Origin of the sequence: Francisella orientalis FNO12 (assembly GCF_001042525.2) — a bacterium.
GTDB classification, from domain to species: domain Bacteria; phylum Pseudomonadota; class Gammaproteobacteria; order Francisellales; family Francisellaceae; genus Francisella; species Francisella orientalis.
Genome location: NZ_CP011921.2, coordinates 249,898 through 275,489 on the forward strand (window position 1 = coordinate 249,898; position 25,592 = coordinate 275,489).

A 25,592-nucleotide genomic window follows, 5' to 3' on the forward strand; every position below is an offset into this window, starting at 1 on the left:
ATTTTTATTTTCTCCAAAAATCTGGCATGAATAGCACTAGGATTGTAAATATCTCAAGACGTCCTGCAATCATTGCGAAGTCACATATCCATAGAGCTTCTTTGGGTAAGCTTTTGAAGTTAGAACCAATTTCTCCTAGTCCTGGACCGACATTTGATAGTGTTGTTGCGATAGTGGAGAACGCTGTAGTTACATCTAAGCCGCAACCTAGCAGTGCTAACCAACCACCGGCAAAGATTATGATATAAACAGAAATAAACCCAGAAACCCTATTTAAAGCTTGTTCAGATATATGAATATCTCCAAGTTTAACAGTGAAGACTCCTTGAGGGTGGATTACTCTTTTGGCTTCTAGGATAGCCTTTTCTTTGAAAAGAATGGCGCGAATCATTTTCAAACCGCCGGCAGTCGAGCCACCACAACCACCAATTATTCCAATAAACATTAGCATTATTGGTAAGAAACTAGGCCATAAATAGTAGTTTGTATCAGAAACAAAGCCAGCACTTGAGGATATAGATATAACTTGAAAAACACTGTTTGTAACTATACTAAAGACATTTGACAAGTCATCAGTATGGGCAATCATAGTTATACATACTATGAAAGAAGCAAAAAATACGAAGTAAAAGTATGCTTTGAGTTCAACATTTTTGAAATAGTGGCTTATTTTAAATTTAGATAAAGCTATATAGTGAGCTTTGAAGCTAGTAGCTCCCAAGAAAAGAAAGATTCCACAAACTAGAATCATTCCAAAAGGCTTGTCAGCCATGCTTGAATCAGATGGTGCAAAACCACCTGTAGATACGGTAGAGAATGTATAGCATATAGCATTAAAAGGATCTACACCAACCAATAAATAAGAAATAAAGCATAAGAATGTTAGCAATAGATATACTAGCCATAGAGCTTTGGCAGTACTTGAAATTTTTGGAGCGATTTTGTCATCTTTCCATTGCCCAGATATTTCAGCTTTATAGAGCTGCATACCACCTACACCTAAAAGTGGTAAGATGGCAACTGATAAAACAATAATCCCCATACCGCCAAAAAATTCAGTTTGTTGACGATAAAATAGTATACTGTGTGGCAGTTTGTCTAGTCCTTCAATTACGGTACCACCTGTAGTTGTAAAGCCAGAGACTGATTCAAATACAGCGTCAGTGAATGAAAGGTTTAAGCCCGGAAAGGACATGTAGGGAATGGCACCAAAAACGGTCACAAACATCCAAACTAATGTTACTATTAAAAAACCATCTCTATTAGAAAGTTTCTTTTGGGTATTTCTAGAGATGAACCACAAAAAGAAGCCACAAGAAAAGGTCACAGCAAAGCTTAAAATATAAGGATAAGCATTTTTTTCGGCATATATGTAGTCAACTAATAATGGACTAAGCATAGTGATGCTTAAAAACATTAAGAATATACCAATTATCTTTGGTTTTTGACTCAACATAATCTGCTAATACTTAAAAGCTTAATATTTTATATATGACTTTGATGTTTAGTTTAGTATAATTACACACAAGCTACAAGATAATTTATATTTAGTATTTTAGGAGAAGTCGTCGTATGATGAAGCTTATATTGCGTTTGGCTCACTTGTTCGATAACAAAAAAGACAGAGCTTATGTGAGTGAAATAGACCAGTTTTTGCAAGAGTTCGATAAGGCTAACCCACAGAAGTCAGAATCGCAAAAAAAAGAAATATTAAAGCATAGAAATATCTACAAAAGAGAGGCTAAGCCTAAAACTGATTTTCTTGATGGTTAGTTTTTTTTACAAAAGTAACTTAATACACTCTTAGTTAGTTCTACATTTACAATCAGCTTTTATTAGCATCTCAAATATAATACACTTAGAGTATATTTGTGTATCTTTTTGATTATTAGTCAGTTATGAAAAAGAAGTATTTTATTATTGCTGCTATATCAGTTTTTATAGTTGCGTTTTTTTTGCTTTTAAATTATCTGCAACCAATGAGGGCAGATGATTTTGGTAGAGCTAATACAGATACCCTAGCAAAAGGGTTAATAATTATGGTTCACTCTATTCATGCTGATTATTTTACGTGGACAGGCAGAGTTTCTGCACAGGCTTTAATCTACTTCTTTATGAGTAAAACATATATAACTTTGTCACTATTTATAGTCAATGTGATTAATTCGATAGCGTTTTATGTATTTATGCTACTGACTTTCAAAATAATCACTTATGATAGAGGTAGAATATTATCTAAAGATTTTGTTATATATAGTTTTTTCTTTGTTTTTGTCTTTTATCAGACAGGGTTTATGGCAAATATCCTATGGAAAACAGGGGCTATTCAGTACTTTTTGGGATTAACATTACTTACTGTTTTATACTATTTCTCCATAGTCAAAAATAAAAACAGTATGTTACTTGGCTTATTTATTGGATCCATTGTTGGTCTATATAATGAGATATTTGTATGTGTTAGTATTTTACTTTGTCTAGCATGCTTTTTTGAAAGAGTGCTTACAAAGAAAGTTATAAATGATACGCTTGTTGCTTTTTTTGTTGCGTGTGGAATCGGAGGTGTTGTACTAATAACAGCACCTGGAAACTATGCAAGGCTAGATCATTTATCATCAGGAGTTCAGTCATCACTATTACAAAACGTTACTCGTTTGATAAGTGAGCTAATATTTACGCCACAATATACACTTATACTGTTGATTATGATTGTGACCTTTTCAATATTAGCTTTCACTAATAAAAATTTCAAAATACTATCAGTAGTTGTATATTCCGCAGCACTTGTATTATCACTGTTTGTATTAGTGCCTGTGGCTAAATCGTATGATCTAAATCAAAGAGTATTGCTTATTTATTATGCAATATTTTTTATGGCTGCTTATATGCAAATTTATAGTCATAGTAGTTCATTTGTTATCAAACTATATGCCGCTCTCAAGAAGCTAAGTCCGATATTTGTCTTATTGTTAGTAGCACAATTATATTTAATATTTAGTATGAGTTTGTTTTTTTACAACTTCGAGCGGAAGCGTGATGTTTTAGTAGCTCAATATCAACATTCCGGAGTTACTGATCCAACATTACCGTGTATAGTTGATTATATATCACCAACTGTTTTTATTGATGATATTACACCTAATAAAGATCTTTATAATAATCAAGCTTATGCTAATTTTTATAGTTTTAAAAGTGTTACTTGTGAAACTGTTGGTTAACTAAAAGCTAGGATATGAAATAATGTTAAATAAGAATTTTTTTATAAAAATATTGCTATTGATTGTTTTTGTTATAACTTTTTTTATTGGTGTTGTAATTTATAGTTATGTGTTTGCTAGAGTGCAAAATTCAACAATATTTTTTAAATTTTTAGATGTTATCAGAGTGCATAGTTTAGCTCAGGTAGCATCTTTTGTGTGGATTACTTCATTACCAGTACTGCTAGCTATTTACTACTATCTTTTTTTCGGAGTGATATTTAAGAAGTATATAAAATAAAACTATCAATCTTTAGTTTCATCAATTACATCAGTATCTTTAGGAATGTCAAAATTAAATTTAGTATTATCTATGTCAATATCAGTTTTCACATCTGAGAAAGAGATTTTAGTAAATTGATTTAAAGAAGTAGATATCGCTAGGTATTCAAGATTTTCATTATCAGAGAATTTAATTTGTATACTATCAATCATTTGATCATTCTTGGGTTTTAGTAGGTATGTGTTCTTATCTAGTTCTCTAACAGTAAATAGTTTATTTATATTGTCGGTGTTTTTAGAAAGCAAAATGAGATAAGGGAATTGTGAGATATTGTTAGATACTTTTTTTATGATGACTTGTTCTAAGTCGCCATCATATATCCAAAGCTTTGATCCATTTGAGATGATTTCTTGATTATTAGGAGAAGTAGTTATCCATCTAAAGAACTTAGGCTTTTTTAAACTCATATAGCCTTTTGAGCTAATATTATCAGTAGCTCTTCCACCATTAATGAGTTTTTGATCAAAGCTTGCGCTCATTGAGTGAATGTTTTTGATTTTATTTATAAGATCATCACTAGCATTAGCAAAACTATAGTCGATGCTAAATATAAGAGTAACGAGTAAAACTATTTTTTTCATTTAAGAATCTCTTTTAATTAAAACTTCACGCAAGCCGTTTTGGTTCATTTCAGAAACAATACCGTTTTCTTCCATTTCCTCCATTAATCTTGCAGAGCGGTTATAACCTATCTTTAATTTGCGCTGAACAGCAGATATAGATGCTTTTTGTGTTTTGATAACAATTTCTACAGCTTCGTTGTATAAAGGGTCTTCACTATCTCCACTACTACCAGAGCCACCACTGCTATTATCAGCATCCTCAGAGGCTTCTAAAATATCTTGTACATAGTCAGGCTCGCCATATTCTTTCCATGATTCTACTACTCTATGTACTTCATTATCATCAACAAAGGCACCATGAATACGCATAGGAGCTCCAAAGCCAGGCTTTAAATATAGCATATCGCCTTGTCCAAGAAGTTGCTCAGCACCTTGCTGGTCAAGGATTGTTCTAGAGTCAATCCTTGAAGATACCTGGAATGACATCCTTGTTGGAATGTTTGCTTTGATTAGTCCTGTTACAACATCTACAGAAGGTCTTTGAGTCGCTAAGATGATATGAATCCCCGCAGCACGAGCTTTTTGAGCAAGTCTTGCAATCAGCTCCTCAACTTTCTTACCGACAACCATAATCATATCGGCAAACTCATCTGCAACAACGACAATGTATGGCATTTTTGTAAGAGTTGGAGCTTCGTGAGCTCTTTCTGGATTCATTTTGATAAACATTGTATCTTTAAGAGGTCTGCCAGCTTTTTCAGCCTGCTCAATTTTGTCATTAAGTAATGCGATATTTCTAACTCCAGCAGCAGACATTAGTGCATAGCGACGCTCCATTTCTTTTACACACCAGCGCAAAGAGTTAGCAGCTTCTGTCATATCTGTAACAACTGGTGTTAGTAAATGAGGTATACCATCATAGATAGAAAGCTCAAGCATCTTAGGATCGATCATAATAAATTTAAGCTCATCAGGACTACACTTGTATAACATGCTGAGGATCATCGCATTCACACCAACAGATTTACCAGATCCTGTTGTACCAGCTACTAGTAAATGAGGCATCTTTGAAAGTTCAGCAAAGGTTGGCTTGCCAGATATATCAACACCTATTCCCATTAGGGTAGGGGCTTTGGATTTCATAAATTCAGGTGAGGCAAGTACTTCCTTAATGCGTACCATTTGTCTAGTTGGATTTGGTAATTCTAGACCTACGTATGGTTTACCGGGTATCACTTCAACAACTCTAACAGCTCTGGTTGATAATGCTCTAGCCAAGTCCTGAGCGATATTTGTAAGTTTGCTAACTTTTGTACCTCTTGCTAAATCTATTTCATATCTAGTGATAACAGGGCCAGGATAAGCAGCGACAACTTTAGCGTTTATGTTAAAGTCATTTAGTGTTTGCTCTAGTAAAGAAGATGTTTCATTAAGCTGTGCTTGAGAAATAACAGTTTGCTTTGGTTCAAGTTCCGTTAGTAGGTCTAATGATGGTAAATCTGCTTTTTTCAGAGGTTTGACAATAGGTTGAGTTTGAGTGATTACTCTTAAATCTTCCTTGGTCATTTGTGGTGATGAAGTTGACTCTGAATCAAGCGGATTGATATCCTCATTATCATCAAAGTCAATATAAAGTTCTGAGATGGTTTCTTCATATATATCTGTGTTTGATTCTTTTTTAGGATCTTTAAATGACAGTTCATTATCAACTTTAGTATTTTCTAAAACATCACGGAATGTATCGTTTTTTTTAGGATTTTCATCTTTTCTTAAGCTAATAGAGGCTTCTTGATGATTGTTTTTTTCAAGATTCTTTGTTGTAGTTATTTGTCCTTCAAAAGCATCAAAATCATTTATGTCTGGAATATCTTTATCATCTTTAGGCTTAGCTTTTGTTAAGTAGTTTAGAGCTCGACCTAAAAACATTACTATATTTTTGAAAATATATATCCATGTGGTGCCTGAATATAGTATTAAGCCGATAGACAATGTTATCAGTAGTATGAAAGAGCTGCCTACTGTGCCTAAGTATTTTATAATAAATTTTGCTGTTTCATATCCTAATATACCTCCAGAGCGCTGAGGTACCCAGTAATTAAAAAAGTTTAGGTAAAGCTCAGATAATCCACAGCAAGAAAGTATAAAAGTAATAATACCAACAGTTTTAACAGTAAACATTAAATAGCCTAGACTTTCTTGTTTCCTTTTTAGAAGCAGGATTCTAACAAAATCAATAAGTAAAAAAGGTAAAACAAAGCCAATAATCCCAAAAATGGCTAGTATAAAACTAGATATATATGCTCCGACAGGGCCGGCGTAGTTTTTGATTGTAGTTTCAGAAGATATACTGCTCCAACCAGGATCATTTATGTTAAAGCTAAATAGTGCTATGAAAAGATATATTATTATAGCAGTTAATATAACTACAAGAGTTATCTTTAGTCTACCTACTGCATGATTTGTTTTATTTATATTATTGTCAGCCATGATTTTGTAAAATGTTTAAAAATTAATGATAAAAACCAATTCACAATTCTAACAAAAAAAACTCTAAAAATGTTAGACTATACTACTAAATTATTAAGCTTAACGTTTTAAAGGGGCAAGATTTGGCTAGATTTCATATTATATTGGGGTTTGTAGTTTGTTTCTTTGCTTGGATATTCTTTTTAATATTTCCTCATTTAGATATACAGATAGCAAATTATTTTTATGATTCATCTATGCATCAGTTTATTGGTGGATATGATGGTTTTTTAGGATTTTTGCATTGGTTTGCAAGGTTTTTTCCGATATTTTTTTCTATAGGAGTAATTTTATTCTTAATAGGTTCTCTATTTATAGATAAATTTAAGATTAAGTATAGAAAGGCTATTTTTTTTATTGCAGTATGCTTATGGATTGGTCCTGGATTGATTGTTAACTATGTGTTTAAAGATCATTGGGGTAGGCCTAGACCTGTTATGGTGCAAGAATTCAATAGTGATAAGGTTTTCCAACCACCATTTGTAATATCATCACAATGTGATAAAAATTGTTCTTTTGTTAGTGGTGATCCATCAATGGGCTTTTGGTTGTTTGCATTTATGCCATTAGTAGCTACACGTAGAAAAAAAGCCATTGTATTCGCAGCTACAATCTTTGCTGGGGGAGGTTTAGGACTAATGAGAATAGCTCAGGGGGGGCATTTTTTTAGTGATGTGGTATTCTGTGGCATATTTGTCTATATATGCACATGGATCGTTTATACGATTATGTATCGGGAAAAATAACATTGATTTATATATTGTAAACATACATAATTGAAAATTGAAGATATTGATTGGAGCAGTATTATGGATTTAGGTTTTATTTTTATGGCAGAGGTTTGGAATATTTAGAAATTAGAAAATTGTCTCTAATGCTCTATCTACTCCAATCGCTTTTAAAATCTTAAATTTTCTGGATATCAATCTTAGTTATGAAGAGCAAGTTATTACTTTTGGCTCTTTGAATTTTTAATAATGCCTTTGGGAGAAGAATAGTAGATGTCACAAAAGCTCAAACGTGGATTACATACTCGACATATGTCAATGATAGCCTTAGGTGGCTGTATAGGTACAGGCTTATTTGTAGCACTTGGTGGAGCCATAGTAGATGCAGGACCTGGTGGTACAGTTCTAGCATATATTATAATTGCTGTAATGGTTTATTTTTTGATGGCTAGTCTTGGTGAAATGGCTGCTCATAGTCCTGTTAGTGGAACATTTTGCGAATATGCTACTCGTTATGTCGATCCTGCTTTGGGTTTCAGTACAGGTTGGAGTTATTGGTTTAATTGGGCGATAACTGTAGCAACAGAAGTAATTGCAGCTGCGATAATTATACAATACTGGTTTCCAGGAAGCTCTATATTATTATGGAGTGCATTTTTCTTTGTACTCGTATTTGCTTTGAATATATTCTCAGTGAAGGTATACGGTGAAGTCGAGTATTGGTTATCATTTATTAAAGTTTCAACGGTTATTATATTTATTATAGTTGGTTTCTTATCGATTCTTGGTATGATTGGAAATCATGGCAGTGTAGGTTTTGAAAATTGGTGTATAGGCGATGCACCATTTCATAATGGCTGGTGGGGATTTATCTCTGTGTTTATGATTGCGGGATTTTCATTTCAAGGAAGTGAGCTTATAGGTGTGGCAGCTGGTGAAGCTAAAGATCCTGATACGTCTATTCCTAAGGCTATTAAACAAACTTTTTGGCGTTTGTTTATATTTTATATATTAGCAGTAGTAATAATAAGCTTTTTGATTCCTTACAATAATCCTTCTTTGATACAGTCTAGGGCTGGTGATGATATTTCGGTTAGTCCGTTTACGATTGTTTTTGAGAGCGTTGGCTTAAGCTCAGCAGCTACTATTATGAATGTGATTATTCTTACAGCGATAATATCTGCATGTAATGCTAGTATGTATAGTGCAACTAGAGTTTTGTGGCATTTAGGTAAGATTAAGCAAGCACCGCAATTTTTTGCAACTACTAATTCAAAAGGTATGCCAATGATCGCTCTTTTAATTACAGCTTTGATTGGTAGTTCATTCTTTTTTGTATCATTTGTTGGTAGTGGACAAATATTTACATGGTTAGTTAATGTATCGAGCTTAGCTGGATTTATAGCTTGGTTTACAATTGCTTTGAGTCACTATCGTTTTAGAAGAGCATATATTAAACAAGGTAAGAGTCTAAGTGACTTACCTTTTGTAGCCAAGTTTTTTCCTTGGGCACCTATTATTGCATTAATCTTGGTTTCTGTTGTTATAGTTGGACAAGGTGTAACTATGCTGACAATGGAAGGTAGAAGTTGGTCGAGTGTTATAATTGAGTTTCTATCAACTTATGTAGGTTTCTTTGCATTTGTGATACTATATTTTGCATATAAGTTTATTAAAAAGACGAAACTGATAAAATTAGAGGATTGTGATCTTTCAGGAGAGTAATAGTTTTAGTTATTATGAACACTTTTTTTATTCAAGGTAAGGCCGGCCGGATTGAAGCAGCTTATGATAAAGTCAAAGATGTTAGTCAAGAAGTCGTGGCTGTAGTGTGTCACCCTCATCCATTATATCAAGGTAGTATGCACAATAAGGTTGTAACTACTATCTCTAGAGCTATGAAAACACTTGACATTGAGTCATATAGATTTAACTATAGAGGAGTTGGAGATAGTCAAGGTGAGTATGGTGAGGGAGATGGTGAGTTAGAGGATCTGATTTCTGTCTGTGATTGGATTAGGGAAAATACCAATTTTAAAAAAATTATATTGTGTGGATTTTCATTTGGTGGTGTCATAGCATATATGAGTTTAAATAAGATAGATGATGTTGTGGGTTTAATAACTATAGCGCCAGCAGTTGATAGATTTGATTTGACTAAATTTGATGAGCCTAAGAATCTTCCATGGTTAGTCATTCAAGGTATAGATGATGATACTGTAAACCCTAATTCTGTTTTTGATTTTACTCTTAAAACAGTTAAATCTGAGTTGACATTGGTTAAAATGACCGAGGTTGGGCATTTTTTTCATGGTAAGCTTATACAGTTAAAAGATGAAATAGAAAAATTTCTTATACCAATTGTAGATAAACTATAAAACAAAAAGGACCAAAGCAAATGAATAGAAATGTAGCACTAGAAGCAGTAAGAGTTACTGAGCTAGCGGCTCTAGCATCATGGAGCCAGATGGGTAGGGGTGATAAAATTGCTGCAGACCAAGCAGCAGTCGATGCAATGAGAAAAGCATTAAGTGAAGTAGCAATCGATGGTACTGTTGTTATTGGTGAAGGTGAATTAGATGAAGCACCGATGTTGTATATAGGTGAGAAAGTAGGTTCAGGTGGTTGTGAAGTGGATATAGCTCTAGATCCACTAGAAGGTACGACTATAACATCCAAAGGTGGTCCAAATGCTCTTACTGTCTTAGCAGTAGCTGATAAGGGTGGATTCTTAAATGCGCCTGATGTATATATGCAAAAAATTGCAGTTGGCGGTATTGGAGCTCCTAAAGGTATTGTCGACTTAGATGATTCTGTCACAGAAAATTTAAGAAGAGTTGCTGAGTTTAAGGGTGTGTATATGTCGGCACTAGTTGTTTGTACTATGGATAGACCTCGTCATGCACATATTATCAAAGAAGCACGTGAAAGCGGTGCTAGAGTTGTTCTTATCGATGATGGTGATGTATCAGGAGTTATCTCTACAGCTACAGAAGGCTCGGGTATAGATGTTTTTATAGGCACTGGAGGAGCTCCTGAAGGAGTCCTTTCTGCAGCAGCTCTTAAGTGTCTAGGTGGTCAAATGCAAGCTAGATTAGAATTTAATAGTGATGAAGAGATTCAAAGAGCTCATAGATTAGGCATAACAGATCTTGATAAAAAATATGATATTGATGATTTAGCATCTGGTGATATCGTTTTTGCGGCAACAGGTGTTACAGATGGTAATATGCTTAGGGGTGTTAAGAGGGTTAATAGTACTCGCAGAGGCTCATATGCAGTTACTCATAGTGTAGTTATGCGTTCAACAACTAAAACAGTTAGACATATTACCGCAGAGCATAGCTTTGATTTTAAAGATGGTGTTGAAAAATTTATGTCTTAATAATTATCTGAATATTGTAATTTTCTTTTATTTAACTTGCTGGTAAATATTATTAAATTAGTATTTTAAAATACTTTGTCAAGAGATTCTCTCATTTAAACTTCTGTTGTAAACTTTTAAATAGCATCTGAAAATGTTAAGTTTATAGAATGTATTTTTTAATAGTCATTAGGTAATGAGTCAAAACAGCATACTTTGGGTTACATTTATAATATATATCTTAATTATATTTGGTATAGGGATATATTCATACTTTCAAACAAAAAAAGTTTCTGATTATATGTTGGGAGGTAGGTCTTTAGGTGCACCAATAGCAGCGCTAGGCGCTGGTGCTTCTGATATGGGATCTTGGTTACTGTTAGCTCTACCAGGAGCATTTATGGTTTCTGGGTTTAATCAAATATGGTTACCGTTAGGTTTATCATTAGGAGCTTTTGTTAACTGGAGCGTTATCGCTAGAAGGTTACGTATTTATACAGAAATTGCTAAGGATTCGATAACTATTCCTGCATATTTTGAAAATAGATTTCATGATGATAGGGGTATAATAAGATCATTAACGGCAGTAGTAGTTGTTATTTTCTTTACAATATATACAGGAGCAGGATTTGTTTCTGGAGGAGTATTGTTTAGTTCAATGTTTGGTATCTCTTATCATGAAGCTTTGCTTCTAACAGCGACAATTATATTTATTTATACATGTGTGGGTGGTTTTTTAGCAATATCATGGATTGATTTCTTTCAAGGAACTTTGATGCTTTTAGCCTTGTTGATTGTACCAGCAGTTGTTTATTTCAATTTGGGAAGTACAGATATTTCAGCTGCGTTATCAAATATAAAAGCAGATGGTTTCTTCGATGTTACTTCTGGAGTTCCTTTGATCACTATAGTGTCATTACTTGCGTGGGGTTTAGGATACTTTGGTCAGCCTCATATTATTGTGCGATTTATGGCAATAAAAGACCCAAACAAGACATCACAAGCTATGTGGATTTGTATGATATGGATGATATTAGCATTAATGGGGGCTACTTGTGTAGGTATACTTGGTGCTGCATATTATAGTGATAGTTTAGCTAATCCAGAATCTGTATTTTTGAAATTATCATCAGTATTTTTTAATCCCTGGATGGAAGGAATTTTACTTGCCGCAGTATTATCTGCTGTAATGAGTACATCATCAGCACAATTACTATCATTATCTAGTGCTTTTTCGGTAGATGTATATGCCAAATTTCTTAGAAAGAATGCATCTCATAGAGAGCTTCTAAATGTAAGTCGTTTGATCGTGTTATTAGTGGCAATATTCGCAATTATCTTGTCATATAATCCTGAAACGAGTATTTTGAATTTGGTAGGTTTTGCTTGGGCTGGTCTTGGTAGTTCATTTGGTTCAGTAGTGATATTTTCATTATTTTGGTCTAGGATGAATAAAAATGGTGCTATTGCTGGAATCCTTGTGGGCTCATTGACAGTTTTAGTTTGGCTACTATTTGGTCATTTAGGTGGCTGGTTTAATGTTTATGCTATGGTTCCAGGATTTGCTTTGAGCAGTATCTGTATAGTGGTATTTAGTTTATTAAGCTCGAAGCCAGAAGAATCTGTGCAGTTAGAATATCAAAAATATAAACAATCATTATAATTACTTATTGTTAGTGGTACTTTTTTGGAGTAAAATTCTCATCATTTGGATTCTATGATTTTTTATGAAAAAACTGTTATCTCTTATAGCAGCTTTACTTGTTCTTTATGGTCTTTCACAGGTTGGAGAGACTTTTGCAAGTATAGCGCTATTATCTTTTTTGTGTTGTTTTGTTATCTATCTATTCGTGACATCTAAGTCTCGTAAGCTAAATCTTATAACGATAATATATGTATTATTAAGCTTTATTTTTGTGGTATTTACTACAATTGCGATATTGAGCGTTGATTATAGTTCTCATCCATTTATATCAATGTTGATATTGTGTATATTGTTACCAACTTTCTTTTTACTTGGTTATAGAATCATTTTAAGTGTTCATTGTTTCATTGATAGTCTTTTTGGTAAAAATAAGAATTTTCAGGAAACTGATGAAGAGCTAGGATGTTCTGTCGTTATAACTACACGTAATGAACCTTTCGATGTTTGTAAATTAACTTTTGATTCGGCATATCAGCTTGATTATCCTACTGGTAAAATCGAGATAATAATTGTTGATAATAGTGATTTAGATCATCCAGACTTCTTGAAATGGCAAGGTTATGTTAACAAGCATAATATGCAAGAAGGTATAAGTTGTAAGTTTATCCATAGAAATGGGACAGAAGGTTTTAAGCCACGTAATCTTGATATTGCAATGCAACATATTAATTTTGATTATGTATTGTTTCTCGATGCTGATTCAACTTTACCTCAAAGTGCGTTAAAAGTAGGGTTACCAGAGTTTAAAAAAGATTCTAAGCTTGGTTTTGTTAGTTTCTTGATAGAAAGTACTAACTATAGTACTAATTTAGTTACTAAGGTCGCTAGTATTTTCCAAAATACAATTCGCTATTTTAATGAATTTGTAGGTAAATATGGCTATTGTAATTATCAGGGGCACAATGGTATTTGGAGTAAACAAGCACTACAAGCAACATCTAAATGGGAAGAATATTATAAATCTCAAGTTATGGTCACAGAAGATATTGCAGCTGGATTTAGGTGTTATGAATCAGGGTTTAATAGTGCGCCTATTTTTCTTAAAACAGGAGAGTGGGTTCCTACATCTCTCAAAGAGTTTGAGAAAATGTGGTTAAGATGGTCTTTTGGTGGTATGCAAGTAATGCATAAATATATGTCAAATATTATAAGCTCTTCTAGTCTGAACTTTAGAGTGAAGCTTGATATGTTGTATTTATTATTTAAGGTTGTAGCTTCAGGCTTTCCAATATTTGCATTATTATTAGTTATTTTTCCGAGAAACAATATAGCTTTTGTGTCGATAGTAAATGTGACACTTATTCCGTTGCTTATCCTAAGTGTTTGGTATTATTTATACGGTGACATAAAAGGTAGTTTTATAAGTAAAATTTCTCAAATTTATATTGCGATGTTTATGTTGTCATCATTTGTGTTTTGGTGTGGTATAAAAGCAGAAATAAATTATTATCTAAATAAGCCTCAGGGCTGGAAACCAACAAGTAAAGTCTTTGATAAAGTTGAAGGCTGGGCACAAGTTATATATGATAATATCGGTAAGTTAAGCTTTTCTTTTGTTGGTTTGATTATAGCTATTTATTCTATTTTTACACTTTATTCTCAAACTGACTTTTATTTGTATATGTTATGTATGTTGCCAAGTATACTACTTTTTTTGAATACTATTTTATGTGTGCTGGTATTAGGTAGAGCGAGATACTAGAGAAATATTAATGATTGAATATGATAATGTTGTTTATCTAATGGTTGCTTTTGGCTTTGTTTTACTTAATACTTTTTTTTGTTATCACTGAATTTTCACTAGTTAAAATAAGAAGCTCTCAGGTTGAAATTTTAAGTAAGAAAAAGGGGCTAAAAGGTAAGATACTCTATAAAGTTCATACTAATATCGATATTTATCTTTCAGCTTGTCAATTTGGTATCGCACTAGCATCATTGGGTTTGGGTTGGATTGGTAAGCCTGCTTTTTCTGAACTTTTGGAACCTATTTTTATGTTTTTTGGAGTGACAGGGAGTCTGTCAAAAATCATTGCTTTTGCAACTGGGTTCGCGATTATATCATTTTTGCATATAGTGATTGGTGAGCTTATGCCTAAATCGATGGCTATTAGACAAACAGAAAAACTATCCTTATTGACGTGTATACCATTGTATGTATTTTACTGGTTAATGTTTCCTTTTATCTGGGTACTAAATATTACAGCAAATAAGCTTCTAAAGTTGTTTAAGTTAGATACGGTAGCAGAGGCTGAATATGGTTATACTACAGATGAAGTTAAAATTATCCTAAAGAGTAGCCATCTTAAGAAGCCACTTACAGAAGAGCATAGAGATATATTGCTTAGGATGGTTGAGTTTTCGCATCTACAAGCAATTGATGCTATGAGACCTATCGAAGAGATGATTGTGATTGATTATAGTCTATCAAATAGAGAAAAGCTTGAAGTAGTTAAAGAAAACTTGTACACAAGATATCCTGTTTATCAAGGAAATAAAGATAATATTATTGGAGTTATTCATACAAAAGATATCCTTTGTGCTTTAGATAATGATTTACAACAAGAGAGTCTTAGACCAATATTGAAAGTATCTCATCATGATCAGTTGATTGATGTTTTACGTAAATTTCAACAAGGCAAACCACACTTTGCATTAGTTTACAAAAAGAACAAGCTTATAGGCTTTATTACATTAGATAACTTATTGACAATAATGATTGGTAGAATTTCAGATGAGTTCCATCTTGTTAGAGAGCCATGGATAACCTTAGCAAATAATAAGTTTTTGATAAAAGCTAACGTACCTGTGTACGCAATAGAAAGATTAGCAGATGTTGACCTATCTGAATATCTGGTAGATACAGTTATTGACTTATTAACTAATTTATTCGGGCACTATCCATCTATAGATGATATTTGGTAGCAACAAATGTTCATCGTTCAACCATATCGTTTTGAAAACGACTCTTTAGAAGAAGTTATTTTAAAACTTAAGTAAGATATTAAAAATTAAACCTTTGAAAAAATGACTGAATGATTAAGTATAAGTTTTATAATGCGAATAAACAAAAAGGGGCATCTCTAGTCGAGAGTATAGTTTCGTCAGGGCTGATTTTGTTTGTTTTATCATCATTTTTGATAATAAATTCATCAATAACTACTTCAGTAATAGCGGAGAAGAAAATACAGCTAACGCAGCAACTAGATAAAAAGATAGCGGATTATATTCTAACAGGTAAATTTAATACAAAAACTATCGATGATGATTATTTCTTTCAGAAAAAGTTAATGATTCTAAGTTAACTAAGTTTGTTGCTAAAAATAAAGACTCCAATTTATGTATCTCTAAGGAAATTATCAAATATGGCTCAAACTTATAGAAACCGAGTTATTTGGGGTTTTACGTTAGTCGAGCTTATGGTTGGCATTACTATTTCGATTATTGTAATTACAATCGCTGTTAATATATATTTCTACCAAAAAAAGTTACAACAAAGCCAAGCTCAATACCGAGCAAAATATAAAAATTATTTCTGCTCAGAAAGTATTGTCAGATGCTATCATCAATGCTGGACTATCATGTAAATATGGAGATAATCACCAGACTTACATAAATCGAACCGGAGAAAATCCTCAAGAGTTTAAGTTTTTGTATGATGCTTCATCAGTTAGAGTGGGAAAAATATCTTCGATAGAAAGATTTCTTCAACAGTCTATATATACTAAGCAAAAATTTTTGTATTAACCGAATACAAATTACTTAATGATTAAAACAGACAGCTCATCAAGCGAGCTTGCTCAAAAACCATTAAATTTAAGTTTATATTTACAGGATTTTCAGCAGTGGCAAAAGGGAGATTATTTAGCACTTTGTAATAATGATTATATTGATATTGTGAAAGTACTAAAAGCTGATAATACTACAAAAGCGATTAAGTTGGTTTCAGCACCAACTAACGAATTTAATAAAGGTGATTATGCAGGTAAGATAAATATCCAAATCTTTTATACAGCTGCGGTAGCTACTCTAAAGAATCTAAGTGAATATACTTATTCTTTATATATGTTTGTTAAAAGAGGTGATAACAATGCAGTTACATATCCTCTTGTGGAGGGCGTTTCTAACCTTAAGTTGGCTTATGCAATATTAGATAAAGATAAACTTAGTTGGAAAGAAATATTGCAAGACATTAATATTGATCAAATAGATGCAAAAGCTCTAAAAATATCGTTTCAATCCAACAATCAATATTATGATAAAGTAGAGCTAATATGAGTTATTTTTGCTTAGTAACTTTTAGAAAAAACAGGATCATCATTGATGCCTGCGATGATATTTGCTTTTGTGGTATTAATTGCAGTATCAAGTCTTAGCTATCTTGTTAGATATAATTTATTAAGTATAAAAAGTTTGCAATCACAAGAGATAGCATCAACAGTAGAACAACAATATATCCAAGAAATATCTCAAAAAGGTACTATTGCTACAGGAGATACTAGCTTTGGGAGTTATCATATACAGAACATATTACAACTTAATTCAAGTGGGCATATTAGTGATACAGAGCGAGGTTATATTGGTTTTCTTAAGAAAGAGTATGACTGGCTATTAATATCAGTAAACAAGAATATTCAAATAATAAATCTAAAAAACTTAGATCTTTCCGAAAACTATAGCTTAAAAATTGGTTGGCAACTTAGTAAGGGTAGTTGGCAAATGTTATTGGCAATATATGATAAACAACATTTATACATATTCAAAACCAAGCTAACTAATCTAGTAAATAATTTATCTAAGGCGGTCTTAGATTTTATCAACACCAATCAAAGTGACTGATATACCAAAAGATATAGTAACATTAGATTGGTATTATCAGTCAGATGAGTCAACACCAAGTCTAGTAGTTTTGTCTACGCGTAAAGATAACGCAGATAATATAAATGTAATTGTCCAAGATGTCGAGTATGATCAGTCTAACAGTAGATATATCCTTTCAATAAGATATATCATAGATGCTAGAGCAGAGATTAGCGATAATAATGTTTATGTGCAAGTATTAGATCCAACAAGAACTTTAGCAAAAAGTTTTTTATATCTAGCAAAAAGTTTTTTATATCTTTTATTGGGAATAAACTTGTAGTATATGGTTTAGGAAACTCTTTTGATACTAGTAAAAAACAAGTGAATTTAGATAGAGTTATAGAAAATGCTCCAATAATTGTGAGAAAGGATCAGTACAGTAACTATATTTTTAGTCTATAAAGGAGATCATTATTATCAGTACTTATATACGACTAATACCAAGCTCATAAATATATCAAATCCAGTAGTATATCCTAAACAGAAGATCCAGAGTATAATAGTTAAATACGGTTTAAAATTTATAGTTACCAGTAGCGAAGTATATATAGAAAATTTTAATAATCAGCGAATTGAAACGATTCAAATATAGATAAATAATATATTAAAACTAAAATCTGCCTTATGGATATCTATTTTTATTTTAGCTTCTGATTTGCTTCCTTCTTGGTGTGTTTTATAGTAGAGGATAGAGATGCTAGCATTTTGAACAAAAGAAATAAAAAAGGCTTCACTTTAACAGAACTATTAGTTGCTACGGTGATTGCAGTAATTGCACTTTCTGCATTGATTAACACATATATGGGAGTTAAGCATAGCTAAACAGAGTATAAGGATAAAACAACTACAGAAGCAAAGGAATTACTTGTTAAGAACTTTTTATATGATTTTATCAAAGATATTGGTTTTGCTTGTAACTTTGGTAGTTTAAATCAAACATATTATGATAGTACTTCCGACTCTCTTGATAACTTTTTTATAGTTCAGCAATGATTCAAGTAGGCCAGTTGCCTCTACCAACTTCTGATCATCTATCAGAGACTTTAGAAAATGGATGCTCAGGAGAGTGCTTTAAAAGTGGTACAGACTACATAATGATTAAGAAAGAAGAAAATCGTGCTTATCTTACACAAATAAATTCTTCTAGTTCAGAATTACATACTACTTCAGTAGAAGATATATCTGCTGGAGATTATTCGTTTCCGTGTAATAAAAAGCATATTAATCTTGTGAAAGCGACTAGTATTAATAGTGGAAGTAGTATTGTTTATCTCTCAAGAGCCCTCAGGGCGGTGATTATTATCCTGGAGACTATGTTGGTAAATATTCTTTACAAGTTTTGTATGTTAGAGATAGTGATGTGATAGATGATAATGGCCAAAGCATCTATTCGTTATATGCTTTTATCAAAGATAGTAATTCTAATGGTGTATCTCATGAACTTGTAAGAGGCGTTGATAATCTAATAGTTGAATTAGCAACAGTTAGTAATGGTAATGTAACATGGAATAGTGTTTCTACTGATATAGATGTCAGAGCTTCTAATTATCTATCACTTAAGGTATCTTTTGATTTAGATGGGCAAACATTTTATAAGATAATTAATTTATAGGTTATTCATAATGACAAAAAATCAAAGGTTCTACGCTATTAGCATCTTTAATATTAGTCGTAATATCAGCACTTGCGTATAACTATAGAATGGACTCCTTATCCGTTAGTACTATACTAGAACAAAAGCAAAATATAGGTGTAGATGAAGGATATTTTGGTAGTATTATAGGTAATTTAGATACTTCACAAGATAAAGAAGAAACTATAGGTAGTTATAAATTTCAGACAACTATTGACTCTTCGAGTCTGAAATTTTTGTATGAAGATAGTAATGCTGGTTTATACGAATCAGAGCAGTATCTACTTAGTTATAAATATACCCATCGATTTTTTGAGGGAGAAATTAATAGGTATGTAAGAGAGTTCATCTATAATATATTGCCAGGTTCTTCTGTTATGACTCAGTATGACAGGTCAGTTATTCCTCTAAATCTACCATATGTTAATGCTGAAGCTATGAGTCAAGCAGAATATAATTATAAAATTGGAAGTCAAAATGCAGTTCCAGTTGAGGGTGGCTATATTGGATATTTACGAAAACCGGTAATAGATGGCTATGATGGCACAGGTTTAGAGTCTGATTATATTGTTGATCAAGGTAATGGTAATATAAAGTATATTTTATGTCATAAGCCAGAGGATGGTGGAAATAGAATAGTTGTATCAGAGAACTCTTGGGATGCTCACCATGATCATGGTGACTATAGAGGACCTTGTTTAAATAGTTCACGCAGCTTTACTATCAACATATATGGTAATACTCTTACTATGACTTTCCCTGATATTTTGGCTTTGAGTTATTATCATTTTAGTATAGGTTGGGGTCTTGATGGTGGTCAATGGACTTTGTATTTAGCTGTTATGATTTGGACAGAGTTTATACTTCTTCAGCTACTCTCAATGATATCAAGAATAATCCATCAACAGCGGAAGTATCTTTATCAAACTGGAAAGAGGTCTCTGGATTAGAAGAGTTTGATGGTGATATTGTTAATGTGACATGGTACTTTGATAATGTAGAAGATGTACCGAAGTTAATGATTTTGGAGAAATTTCTTAGAAGTGGTAGTTACGATATAGATGTCTATCGGACAACATATGCCTCAATTACTAAAACTTACGCAGCTACGCTAACAGATAGATTTGTCACCGGCTCAACCAATTTTAATGATAAAGAGGTTTTCACACTAGTCCCTGATAGTTTATTTACACTATTCGGTGCAGTACCATTAATTTTTCAAGGTACTAATGTTATAGATTTTAATTATGATGCTCCTTATACACTAGATGATGGAGTAGGTTCAACTAAACCAGTTTTAACAGCTAATGTTACCAATAAGCCAGTTATTATCAATAAAAATGCAACACAGTTTTATATAGTCTATTTCAATAATAATACTGTCTATAAATATCTATATAGTTATGGAGTATCTTCACCATCACTAGTGTTGACTAATATTTTTTCTGGACAGACAATTCAAAAAATTATAGCTAAATATGGGGCATTATTTATTATCACTAATAATATATATGTTGAAGATGTCCAAAATTCAGCACTGATAAGCCGCGTGGCTAAATATGGAGCAAATTATCAAATTGTTAGAGATAGTAGTAGGATTTATGCAATGCCAGATGGTTTTACTTGTACTATCAGTGGCAATGTAATACTTCTTCTAAGGTTTATCTTGATAGTGGATGTGGAGCATATAGCGGTGGTTGTGATGCAATGACTGAGCTTAATAATGTTTCACCATATTTGAATATAGTTTATAAAAACTTCAGTTATTAAGATTTTTTCCAAAAATACTAAAATTTAGTTATACTGATAACTTATATTATAAGATTCTAGAAATGGACTTTTAGTTTATGATTTTTTATAACTCTTTATCTAGTAAAAAAGAAGAATTTAAGCCAATTGAACCTAACAAAATCAAGATGTACGTTTGTGGTATTACGGTTTACGATGATTGCCACATTGGACATGCTCGCACAAATATAGCCTTTGATGTTATTAATAGATACTTCAAGTATCGTGGTTTTGATGTTACTTTTGTGCGTAATATTACAGATATCGATGACAAGATTATCAAAAGATCCAATGAAAATGGTGAAACTATAGATCAGTTAGTTGAGAGAACTATCAAATCAATGCATGATGCATTTGATAAGTTAAATATTCTTCGACCAACAAAAGAGCCAAGGGCTACTCAAACAATCCCTGAAATGATAGCTATGATTCAAACTCTTGTTGAGAAAGGATTCGCCTATCAAGGTACTAATGGTGATGTGTTTTATAGAGTTGCTAAGTTTGCTGATTATGGCAAATTAAGTAAACAAAACCTTGAAGCACTTGAGCAGGGTTCAAGGGTTGATGTTGTTGAAGAAAAAGAAAATCCAATGGACTTTGTGCTTTGGAAAATGGCAAAAGAAGGTGAGCCAGCTTGGGATTCGCCATGGGGTGCGGGTCGCCCAGGTTGGCATATAGAATGTTCAGCAATGTCAAAGAAGCTTCTAGGAGATACTTTTGATATCCATGCCGGTGGATCTGATCTTAGATTTCCACATCATGAAAATGAAATAGCTCAATCTGAAGCTTGTAATGAATGTACTTTTGCTAATTATTGGTTACATTCGGGTATGGTAAAAGTTAATGCTGAAAAGATGTCAAAATCTTTGAATAATTTCTTCACTATCAACGAGGTCATAGAGGAATATCATCCAGAAGTTATTAGATACTTATTAGCTTCTACTGTATACAGAAGTGAGATTAATTACTCAAAAGAAAATCTAGATAACGCTAGAGCATCGGTAGAGAGATTCTTTAATGCTCTTCGAGATATAGAGCCAGTTGAGGTAAATCTACCAGATGATGCTAATGAGTATGAAGAGAAGTTTATCAAAGCTATGGATAATGATTTTAATACCCCAGAAGCTTTAGCTGTTTTGTTTAGTCTAGCTAAAGAAATAAATACTCTTAAGACAGTAAATAAATATAAAGCTAGTGGTTATGCGTTTTTGTTACGTAAGCTTTGTGATGTATTAGGTATTTTATTTACGGATACAGAAGAGTATTTCAAGCAGGGTGATAGTGTCAATGTTAGTGAAATTGAGAGGCTTATAGCAGAACGTGCTCAAGCTAAAAAAGACAAAAATTATGCTAGAGCTGATGAGATTAGAAATGAGCTTCAAAATCAAGGAATAATATTAGAAGATAGTGCAACTGGTACTACATGGAAGAAAGGTTAATAAATGTATTCAAACGAAAAGCAACAAGATATTATAGATAATCTACATACAATCAGAGATTATATCCGTTGGAGTATCTCTGAAATGACTACAAATAATGTTTACTTTGGTCATGGATCAGAGTCTATTTGGGATGAGGCAGTACATCTTGTACTTAGTGCAATAAATATATCTCATGATATTGATAGTAATATGGTTGCTGCAAGACTTTTAAAAGAAGAAAAGCAAAAAATCATAAATTATGTATATCGAAGAACATGTGAACGTAAGCCATTACCATATATTTTAAAGAAAGCATGGTTTGCAGATATGGAGTTTGATATTGATGAGCGAGTTATTATTCCTCGTTCTCCAATAGCAGAGCTTATACGTAATGAGTTTTCACCATGGATTAATGATATTGATGATGTTACTAATGTATTAGATTTGTGTACAGGTAGTGGTTGTATAGGTATTGCTTGTAGTAATGTCTTTGAAGATGCAAATATAACTTTGGTAGATATATCTGATGATGCTTTAGCTGTAGCAAATCATAATATCAAAAAGCATCAGTTAAGTGATAGGGTAAAAGCTGTGAAGTCTGATTTATTTGATAATCTTCATGGTCAAAAATTTGATTTGATTGTCTCAAATCCTCCTTATGTTGATAGAGAAGATTTAAGCAGTATGCCACAAGAGTATCATTATGAGCCTAAACTTGCTTTAGAAGCTGGAGATGATGGTTTAGACTTAGCAAAAAAAATAATTCTTGAAGCTGACCAGTATATGACAGAGAAAGGAGTATTGATAGTTGAGGTAGGCAATAGTCAGTATGCTCTTATGGAGATGTATCCTGATATTCCATTTACATGGTTAAGCTTTGCTGATGGTGGAGATGGTGTGTTTTTACTTACTTATGATGAACTAGTTAAATATAAAGATTCATTTAAAAAATATTTCCAAAGCTAATATTTAGTCTATAATCTCTTCAAAATTTAATCTTTTAAAAAAAAATTGGGATTGGCATTATGTCTAATGATCCTTTTAAAAAAATATCATCTGATAAAACGGTTATTCTCATAATTTGTCTTTTTGGTTTGATGTCACAATTTGCTACTGACAGCTTCACACCATCACTACCACATATCGCTGATTATTTTCATGCAGCTGCCAAAGATATTAAACTAACTGTTGGGATATACTTTTTCGGTATGACATGTTCAATGCTTGGATTTGGTTACTTATCTGATAAATATGGTCGCAAACAAGCATTATTAGCTGGATATTTGGTATTTTGCATCGCAAGTATTTTTTGTATGCTGGCTCAAAGTGAAAAGCTGTTGTTATTTTTTCGCTTTTTACAGGGTATCGGAATGGGTAGTTCTTTTGTATCTTTTCGTGCAATTATGAAAGATGTTTTTAGTGATAACCAATCACTTGCAAAAGCTAGTCTTGTAATCACTAGTATAGTTTCATTAACTCCACCTCTATCTAGCTCCGATTACTGGAGGAATTATCCAAGAGACTATTGGTTGGCGTGGTAATTTTGCTTTGCATTCAATAGTGGCATTTGCTATTACAGTTTTGATTATCAAGTACTTACATCTAGAGGCTATACCAAAAAGTAATTATAAGCTTTTAGAGTCATATAAGAGAATATTATCTCATAAAGTCTTTGTTCTTAATGCAATATGTAGTGGTTTGACATTATCGCTTGTTTTGTGTTTGCAACACTTTCACCATTTTTCTTCCAAGTAAAATTAGGATTTTCTGCTGTTGAGTTTTCATTTTATCAGCAGCAGTAATTATACCCTCAGCAATATTTTTAATAATCTTTAAAAATAAGATTAGTAAACTATATATGGATAAGGTAATACTTTATTGTGGATCTTTTTCTGCACTAAGTGGTATATTACTGGCTTTATCATATTTTATTTTTGGATTAGATGCTAAGGCAATTGTTGTATTATGTGCTTTAGCCTTTTGCGGGAATGTTTTTCAATATACAGCTACTTACATTTGTGCTTATAAGGATATACACAGAGATTGGCGTAGCATCAGCAATATTCGGATTTATACAGATAGCTATAACTACTATTTCATCATCACTTGTTTCTAGTATTAGCCTTAATAATCAATTTTTATTTGGATTATTAATGATGGTACCACCATTATTGATAGTGATTTTAAAAATAATTGATCTTAAAAAACTTTTGTAAATTAGGCGTATATGATTAAATTAGAAAAATTTACAGAAAACAATATATCGGATCTTTTGTCTGAGTTAAAGAAGTATGATATTCGTTTTTTATATCAGTTTGGTGGTATTAATTATCAATTTCCTCTTGATTACCTTCAGATAAAACAAACTATGGATAATAAACTAAACTTACTCTTTAATGTTGTAAATGATAAAAATAAATCTATTGGACATTGTCAAATAATTAGATTAGATCAGGCTAACAAAAAAGCTTCTATAGGTAGGTTACTAATATATGAACAATATAGGGCAAGGGGTCTTGGCAAGTTAATGATCAAAAAGCTTTTAGAATTTGCTAAATCTATTGGTTTACAAAACATAAGCTTGAAAGTTTTTGATTTTAATAGCTCAGCAATTAAATGTTATGAAGCTATAGGATTTGAGAAAACTATAGAAGAATATATTGATATTCCTAGTTTAAAAGAAAAATGGAAGATAATCTCAATGGAGATTGAGATTTAAGAAAAGATTATCCTTCTATAACAATATTAGGGAAGTGAGCCTTAACACATTTAGTATAGTCACCTTCCGTAAATGCTGAGTATGGTGTTTGATAACCAACCAATTTACAGGTAAACGATTTACCACCTGGGTTATCAGCATAATGATCAAAGTTTTGCTCCCAGTAAATCTCAGTAGCACCGGCACCATTAGCATCAAATTGCTCCATACAATTTACAACCCAGAACTTCAGTGCTTGGAATATTTAAGCCAAGATAGTTCATAAAATTACCATAATAGTCTATACGATTCATAGATTGGGCAACTTCTACACTACCACCACACTCTACACCACCATTAATGATTTGCGTAGTTACTCCAAACCCAGGAGTTAAGTTATTTGCTTTATCAGCAGCATTTGGTTGCCAAGTACCATCAATAACATGTAGCATAGATGGTTTTGGTGGCAGTGGATATATACAAAGAAGAATACCGCAGATGCTAAATTTAACCATGTATCAGCAACCATATCCGGATTATCTAGTAATACTCTTACATCACCAAACATTGCTTGTGAGAATGGTCCGTAGTTATATTTATAACTTAATTGTTTTGCACCACGTCCGAAGTAAGATTTGAAGTCACCATTTTCAAACTTACCACATGGCCAAGTTTGACCTTGCCATACATCTGGATTATACTCACCATTATAACCACCACGCATATTTTCATCCCATCCCATTTCACGTACATGGACTAAGCCTTGACA

At 32.4% G+C, this 25,592-nt stretch carries 24 protein-coding genes and 3 pseudogenes; 21 read left to right on the forward strand and 6 right to left on the reverse strand.

Annotated elements, in window-relative coordinates; translation table 11 throughout:
- Nucleotides 1–4: 4 nt before the first annotated feature.
- The gene (locus FNO12_RS01385; RefSeq protein WP_094888828.1) at nucleotides 5–1,459 is read right to left on the reverse strand and encodes a potassium transporter TrkG; all 1,455 of its coding nucleotides are present in this window, start codon (nucleotides 1,457–1,459) and stop codon (nucleotides 5–7) included.
- Between the two features lie 113 nt (nucleotides 1,460–1,572).
- On the opposite strand from FNO12_RS01385, the gene FNO12_RS01390 reads away from it, so the two are divergent.
- From FNO12_RS01390 to FNO12_RS01400, 3 genes are all read left to right on the forward strand, one after another.
- Nucleotides 1,573–1,773 carry a CBU_0585 family protein gene (locus FNO12_RS01390; RefSeq protein WP_004286565.1) on the forward strand — a complete coding sequence of 67 codons (201 nt, stop codon included), beginning with the start codon at nucleotides 1,573–1,575 and terminating at the stop codon, nucleotides 1,771–1,773.
- 125 nt (nucleotides 1,774–1,898) lie between these two features.
- Entirely contained in the window at nucleotides 1,899–3,215 is a 1,317-nt protein-coding gene (locus FNO12_RS01395; protein WP_014714381.1) for a DUF6056 family protein, read from the forward strand.
- A gap of 22 nt (nucleotides 3,216–3,237) precedes the next feature.
- Complete coding sequence (locus tag FNO12_RS01400; RefSeq protein ID WP_014714382.1) at nucleotides 3,238–3,495, forward strand: hypothetical protein; 258 nt, start codon at nucleotides 3,238–3,240, stop codon at nucleotides 3,493–3,495.
- A 5-nt stretch (nucleotides 3,496–3,500) separates the two neighbouring features.
- On the opposite strand, the gene lolA is transcribed toward FNO12_RS01400, so the two are convergent.
- Together lolA and FNO12_RS01410 are read right to left on the reverse strand one after the other, a co-directional pair.
- Nucleotides 3,501–4,118, reverse strand: coding sequence for an outer membrane lipoprotein periplasmic chaperone LolA (gene lolA, locus FNO12_RS01405; protein ID WP_014714383.1), 618 nt, complete (start codon nucleotides 4,116–4,118; stop codon nucleotides 3,501–3,503).
- A complete protein-coding gene (locus FNO12_RS01410; RefSeq protein WP_014714384.1) occupies nucleotides 4,119–6,587 on the reverse strand; it encodes a DNA translocase FtsK in 2,469 nt (822 codons plus the stop codon).
- Nucleotides 6,588–6,709: 122 nt separating this feature from the next.
- On the opposite strand from FNO12_RS01410, the gene lpxF reads away from it, so the two are divergent.
- From lpxF to FNO12_RS01490, 18 genes and pseudogenes are all read left to right on the forward strand, one after another.
- Nucleotides 6,710–7,372 carry a lipid A 4'-phosphatase LpxF gene (lpxF, locus tag FNO12_RS01415; RefSeq protein WP_041257437.1) on the forward strand — a complete coding sequence of 221 codons (663 nt, stop codon included), beginning with the start codon at nucleotides 6,710–6,712 and terminating at the stop codon, nucleotides 7,370–7,372.
- 255 nt (nucleotides 7,373–7,627) lie between these two features.
- Nucleotides 7,628–9,079, forward strand: coding sequence for an amino acid permease (locus FNO12_RS01420; RefSeq protein ID WP_030003336.1), 1,452 nt, complete (start codon nucleotides 7,628–7,630; stop codon nucleotides 9,077–9,079).
- 14 nt (nucleotides 9,080–9,093) lie between these two features.
- Nucleotides 9,094–9,732, forward strand: coding sequence for an alpha/beta hydrolase (locus FNO12_RS01425; protein WP_030003337.1), 639 nt, complete (start codon nucleotides 9,094–9,096; stop codon nucleotides 9,730–9,732).
- Nucleotides 9,733–9,752: 20 nt separating this feature from the next.
- A complete protein-coding gene (glpX, locus tag FNO12_RS01430; protein WP_014714387.1) occupies nucleotides 9,753–10,739 on the forward strand; it encodes a class II fructose-bisphosphatase in 987 nt (328 codons plus the stop codon).
- 175 nt (nucleotides 10,740–10,914) lie between these two features.
- Complete coding sequence (putP, locus tag FNO12_RS01435; protein ID WP_014714388.1) at nucleotides 10,915–12,381, forward strand: sodium/proline symporter PutP; 1,467 nt, start codon at nucleotides 10,915–10,917, stop codon at nucleotides 12,379–12,381.
- Nucleotides 12,382–12,445: 64 nt separating this feature from the next.
- Nucleotides 12,446–14,125, forward strand: coding sequence for a glycosyltransferase family 2 protein (locus tag FNO12_RS01440; RefSeq protein WP_014714389.1), 1,680 nt, complete (start codon nucleotides 12,446–12,448; stop codon nucleotides 14,123–14,125).
- 10 nt (nucleotides 14,126–14,135) lie between these two features.
- Nucleotides 14,136–15,420: pseudogene (locus FNO12_RS01445) on the forward strand (hemolysin family protein).
- Nucleotides 15,421–15,455: 35 nt separating this feature from the next.
- Nucleotides 15,456–15,725, forward strand: coding sequence for a hypothetical protein (locus tag FNO12_RS01450; RefSeq protein WP_014714391.1), 270 nt, complete (start codon nucleotides 15,456–15,458; stop codon nucleotides 15,723–15,725).
- A 244-nt stretch (nucleotides 15,726–15,969) separates the two neighbouring features.
- Nucleotides 15,970–16,167 carry a hypothetical protein gene (locus FNO12_RS09960; protein ID WP_231138664.1) on the forward strand — a complete coding sequence of 66 codons (198 nt, stop codon included), beginning with the start codon at nucleotides 15,970–15,972 and terminating at the stop codon, nucleotides 16,165–16,167.
- A gap of 18 nt (nucleotides 16,168–16,185) precedes the next feature.
- Nucleotides 16,186–16,698: a hypothetical protein gene (locus tag FNO12_RS09965; protein ID WP_231138665.1), complete on the forward strand. Its 513-nt coding sequence runs from the start codon at nucleotides 16,186–16,188 to the stop codon at nucleotides 16,696–16,698.
- Nucleotides 16,699–16,743: 45 nt separating this feature from the next.
- A complete protein-coding gene (locus FNO12_RS11840; RefSeq protein ID WP_231138666.1) occupies nucleotides 16,744–17,259 on the forward strand; it encodes a hypothetical protein in 516 nt (171 codons plus the stop codon).
- Nucleotides 17,252–17,563: a hypothetical protein gene (locus FNO12_RS11845; protein WP_231138667.1), complete on the forward strand. Its 312-nt coding sequence runs from the start codon at nucleotides 17,252–17,254 to the stop codon at nucleotides 17,561–17,563. The genes FNO12_RS11840 and FNO12_RS11845 overlap by 8 nt, the downstream gene beginning before the upstream one ends.
- 422 nt (nucleotides 17,564–17,985) lie before the next feature.
- Nucleotides 17,986–18,895: pseudogene (locus FNO12_RS11445) on the forward strand (PilW family protein).
- Between the two features lie 841 nt (nucleotides 18,896–19,736).
- Nucleotides 19,737–20,627: a hypothetical protein gene (locus FNO12_RS09995; RefSeq protein WP_231138670.1), complete on the forward strand. Its 891-nt coding sequence runs from the start codon at nucleotides 19,737–19,739 to the stop codon at nucleotides 20,625–20,627.
- Nucleotides 20,628–20,763: 136 nt separating this feature from the next.
- The gene (cysS, locus tag FNO12_RS01475) at nucleotides 20,764–22,143 is read left to right on the forward strand and encodes a cysteine--tRNA ligase (RefSeq protein WP_014714392.1); all 1,380 of its coding nucleotides are present in this window, start codon (nucleotides 20,764–20,766) and stop codon (nucleotides 22,141–22,143) included.
- Between the two features lie 3 nt (nucleotides 22,144–22,146).
- Nucleotides 22,147–23,091 carry a 50S ribosomal protein L3 N(5)-glutamine methyltransferase gene (gene prmB / locus FNO12_RS01480; RefSeq protein WP_014714393.1) on the forward strand — a complete coding sequence of 315 codons (945 nt, stop codon included), beginning with the start codon at nucleotides 22,147–22,149 and terminating at the stop codon, nucleotides 23,089–23,091.
- A gap of 59 nt (nucleotides 23,092–23,150) precedes the next feature.
- Nucleotides 23,151–24,341: pseudogene (locus FNO12_RS01485) on the forward strand (MFS transporter).
- Nucleotides 24,342–24,352: 11 nt separating this feature from the next.
- Complete coding sequence (locus tag FNO12_RS01490) at nucleotides 24,353–24,844, forward strand: GNAT family N-acetyltransferase (RefSeq protein WP_014714394.1); 492 nt, start codon at nucleotides 24,353–24,355, stop codon at nucleotides 24,842–24,844.
- A gap of 7 nt (nucleotides 24,845–24,851) precedes the next feature.
- Here the strand turns inward: FNO12_RS01490 and FNO12_RS10000 are convergent, their stop codons facing one another.
- The 3 genes from FNO12_RS10000 to FNO12_RS10010 are packed head-to-tail and all read right to left on the reverse strand — an operon-like array spanning nucleotide 24,852 to nucleotide 25,565.
- On the reverse strand, nucleotides 24,852–25,052 hold the full coding sequence (locus FNO12_RS10000) for a hypothetical protein (RefSeq protein ID WP_014714395.1): 201 nt from the start codon (nucleotides 25,050–25,052) through the stop codon (nucleotides 24,852–24,854).
- Nucleotides 25,039–25,275 (reverse strand): glycoside hydrolase family 19 protein, encoded by a 237-nt coding sequence (locus tag FNO12_RS10005; protein ID WP_231138671.1) that lies wholly within the window; start codon nucleotides 25,273–25,275, stop codon nucleotides 25,039–25,041. Before FNO12_RS10005 ends, FNO12_RS10000 begins: the two co-directional genes overlap by 14 nt.
- Entirely contained in the window at nucleotides 25,215–25,565 is a 351-nt protein-coding gene (locus FNO12_RS10010; RefSeq protein ID WP_014714396.1) for a glycoside hydrolase family 19 protein, read from the reverse strand. Before FNO12_RS10010 ends, FNO12_RS10005 begins: the two co-directional genes overlap by 61 nt.
- Nucleotides 25,566–25,592 lie beyond the last annotated feature (27 nt).

Coding starts and splice junctions, on each gene's coding strand:
- FNO12_RS01390 (WP_004286565.1), top strand. CDS start 1,573: ATGATGAAGCTTATATTGCGTTTGGCTCACTTGTTCGATAACAAAAAA.
- FNO12_RS01395 (WP_014714381.1), top strand. CDS start 1,899: ATGAAAAAGAAGTATTTTATTATTGCTGCTATATCAGTTTTTATAGTT.
- FNO12_RS01400 (WP_014714382.1), top strand. CDS start 3,238: ATGTTAAATAAGAATTTTTTTATAAAAATATTGCTATTGATTGTTTTT.
- lolA (WP_014714383.1), bottom strand. CDS start 4,118: ATGAAAAAAATAGTTTTACTCGTTACTCTTATATTTAGCATCGACTAT.
- FNO12_RS01410 (WP_014714384.1), bottom strand. CDS start 6,587: ATGGCTGACAATAATATAAATAAAACAAATCATGCAGTAGGTAGACTA.
- FNO12_RS01420 (WP_030003336.1), top strand. CDS start 7,628: ATGTCACAAAAGCTCAAACGTGGATTACATACTCGACATATGTCAATG.
- FNO12_RS01425 (WP_030003337.1), top strand. CDS start 9,094: ATGAACACTTTTTTTATTCAAGGTAAGGCCGGCCGGATTGAAGCAGCT.
- glpX (WP_014714387.1), top strand. CDS start 9,753: ATGAATAGAAATGTAGCACTAGAAGCAGTAAGAGTTACTGAGCTAGCG.
- putP (WP_014714388.1), top strand. CDS start 10,915: ATGAGTCAAAACAGCATACTTTGGGTTACATTTATAATATATATCTTA.
- FNO12_RS01440 (WP_014714389.1), top strand. CDS start 12,446: ATGAAAAAACTGTTATCTCTTATAGCAGCTTTACTTGTTCTTTATGGT.
- FNO12_RS01450 (WP_014714391.1), top strand. CDS start 15,456: ATGATTAAGTATAAGTTTTATAATGCGAATAAACAAAAAGGGGCATCT.
- FNO12_RS09965 (WP_231138665.1), top strand. CDS start 16,186: ATGATTAAAACAGACAGCTCATCAAGCGAGCTTGCTCAAAAACCATTA.
- FNO12_RS11840 (WP_231138666.1), top strand. CDS start 16,744: ATGCCTGCGATGATATTTGCTTTTGTGGTATTAATTGCAGTATCAAGT.
- FNO12_RS09995 (WP_231138670.1), top strand. CDS start 19,737: ATGGACTTTGTATTTAGCTGTTATGATTTGGACAGAGTTTATACTTCT.
- cysS (WP_014714392.1), top strand. CDS start 20,764: ATGATTTTTTATAACTCTTTATCTAGTAAAAAAGAAGAATTTAAGCCA.
- prmB (WP_014714393.1), top strand. CDS start 22,147: ATGTATTCAAACGAAAAGCAACAAGATATTATAGATAATCTACATACA.
- FNO12_RS01490 (WP_014714394.1), top strand. CDS start 24,353: ATGATTAAATTAGAAAAATTTACAGAAAACAATATATCGGATCTTTTG.
- FNO12_RS10000 (WP_014714395.1), bottom strand. CDS start 25,052: ATGGAGCAATTTGATGCTAATGGTGCCGGTGCTACTGAGATTTACTGG.
- FNO12_RS10005 (WP_231138671.1), bottom strand. CDS start 25,275: ATGCTACATGTTATTGATGGTACTTGGCAACCAAATGCTGCTGATAAA.
- FNO12_RS10010 (WP_014714396.1), bottom strand. CDS start 25,565: ATGGGATGGGATGAAAATATGCGTGGTGGTTATAATGGTGAGTATAAT.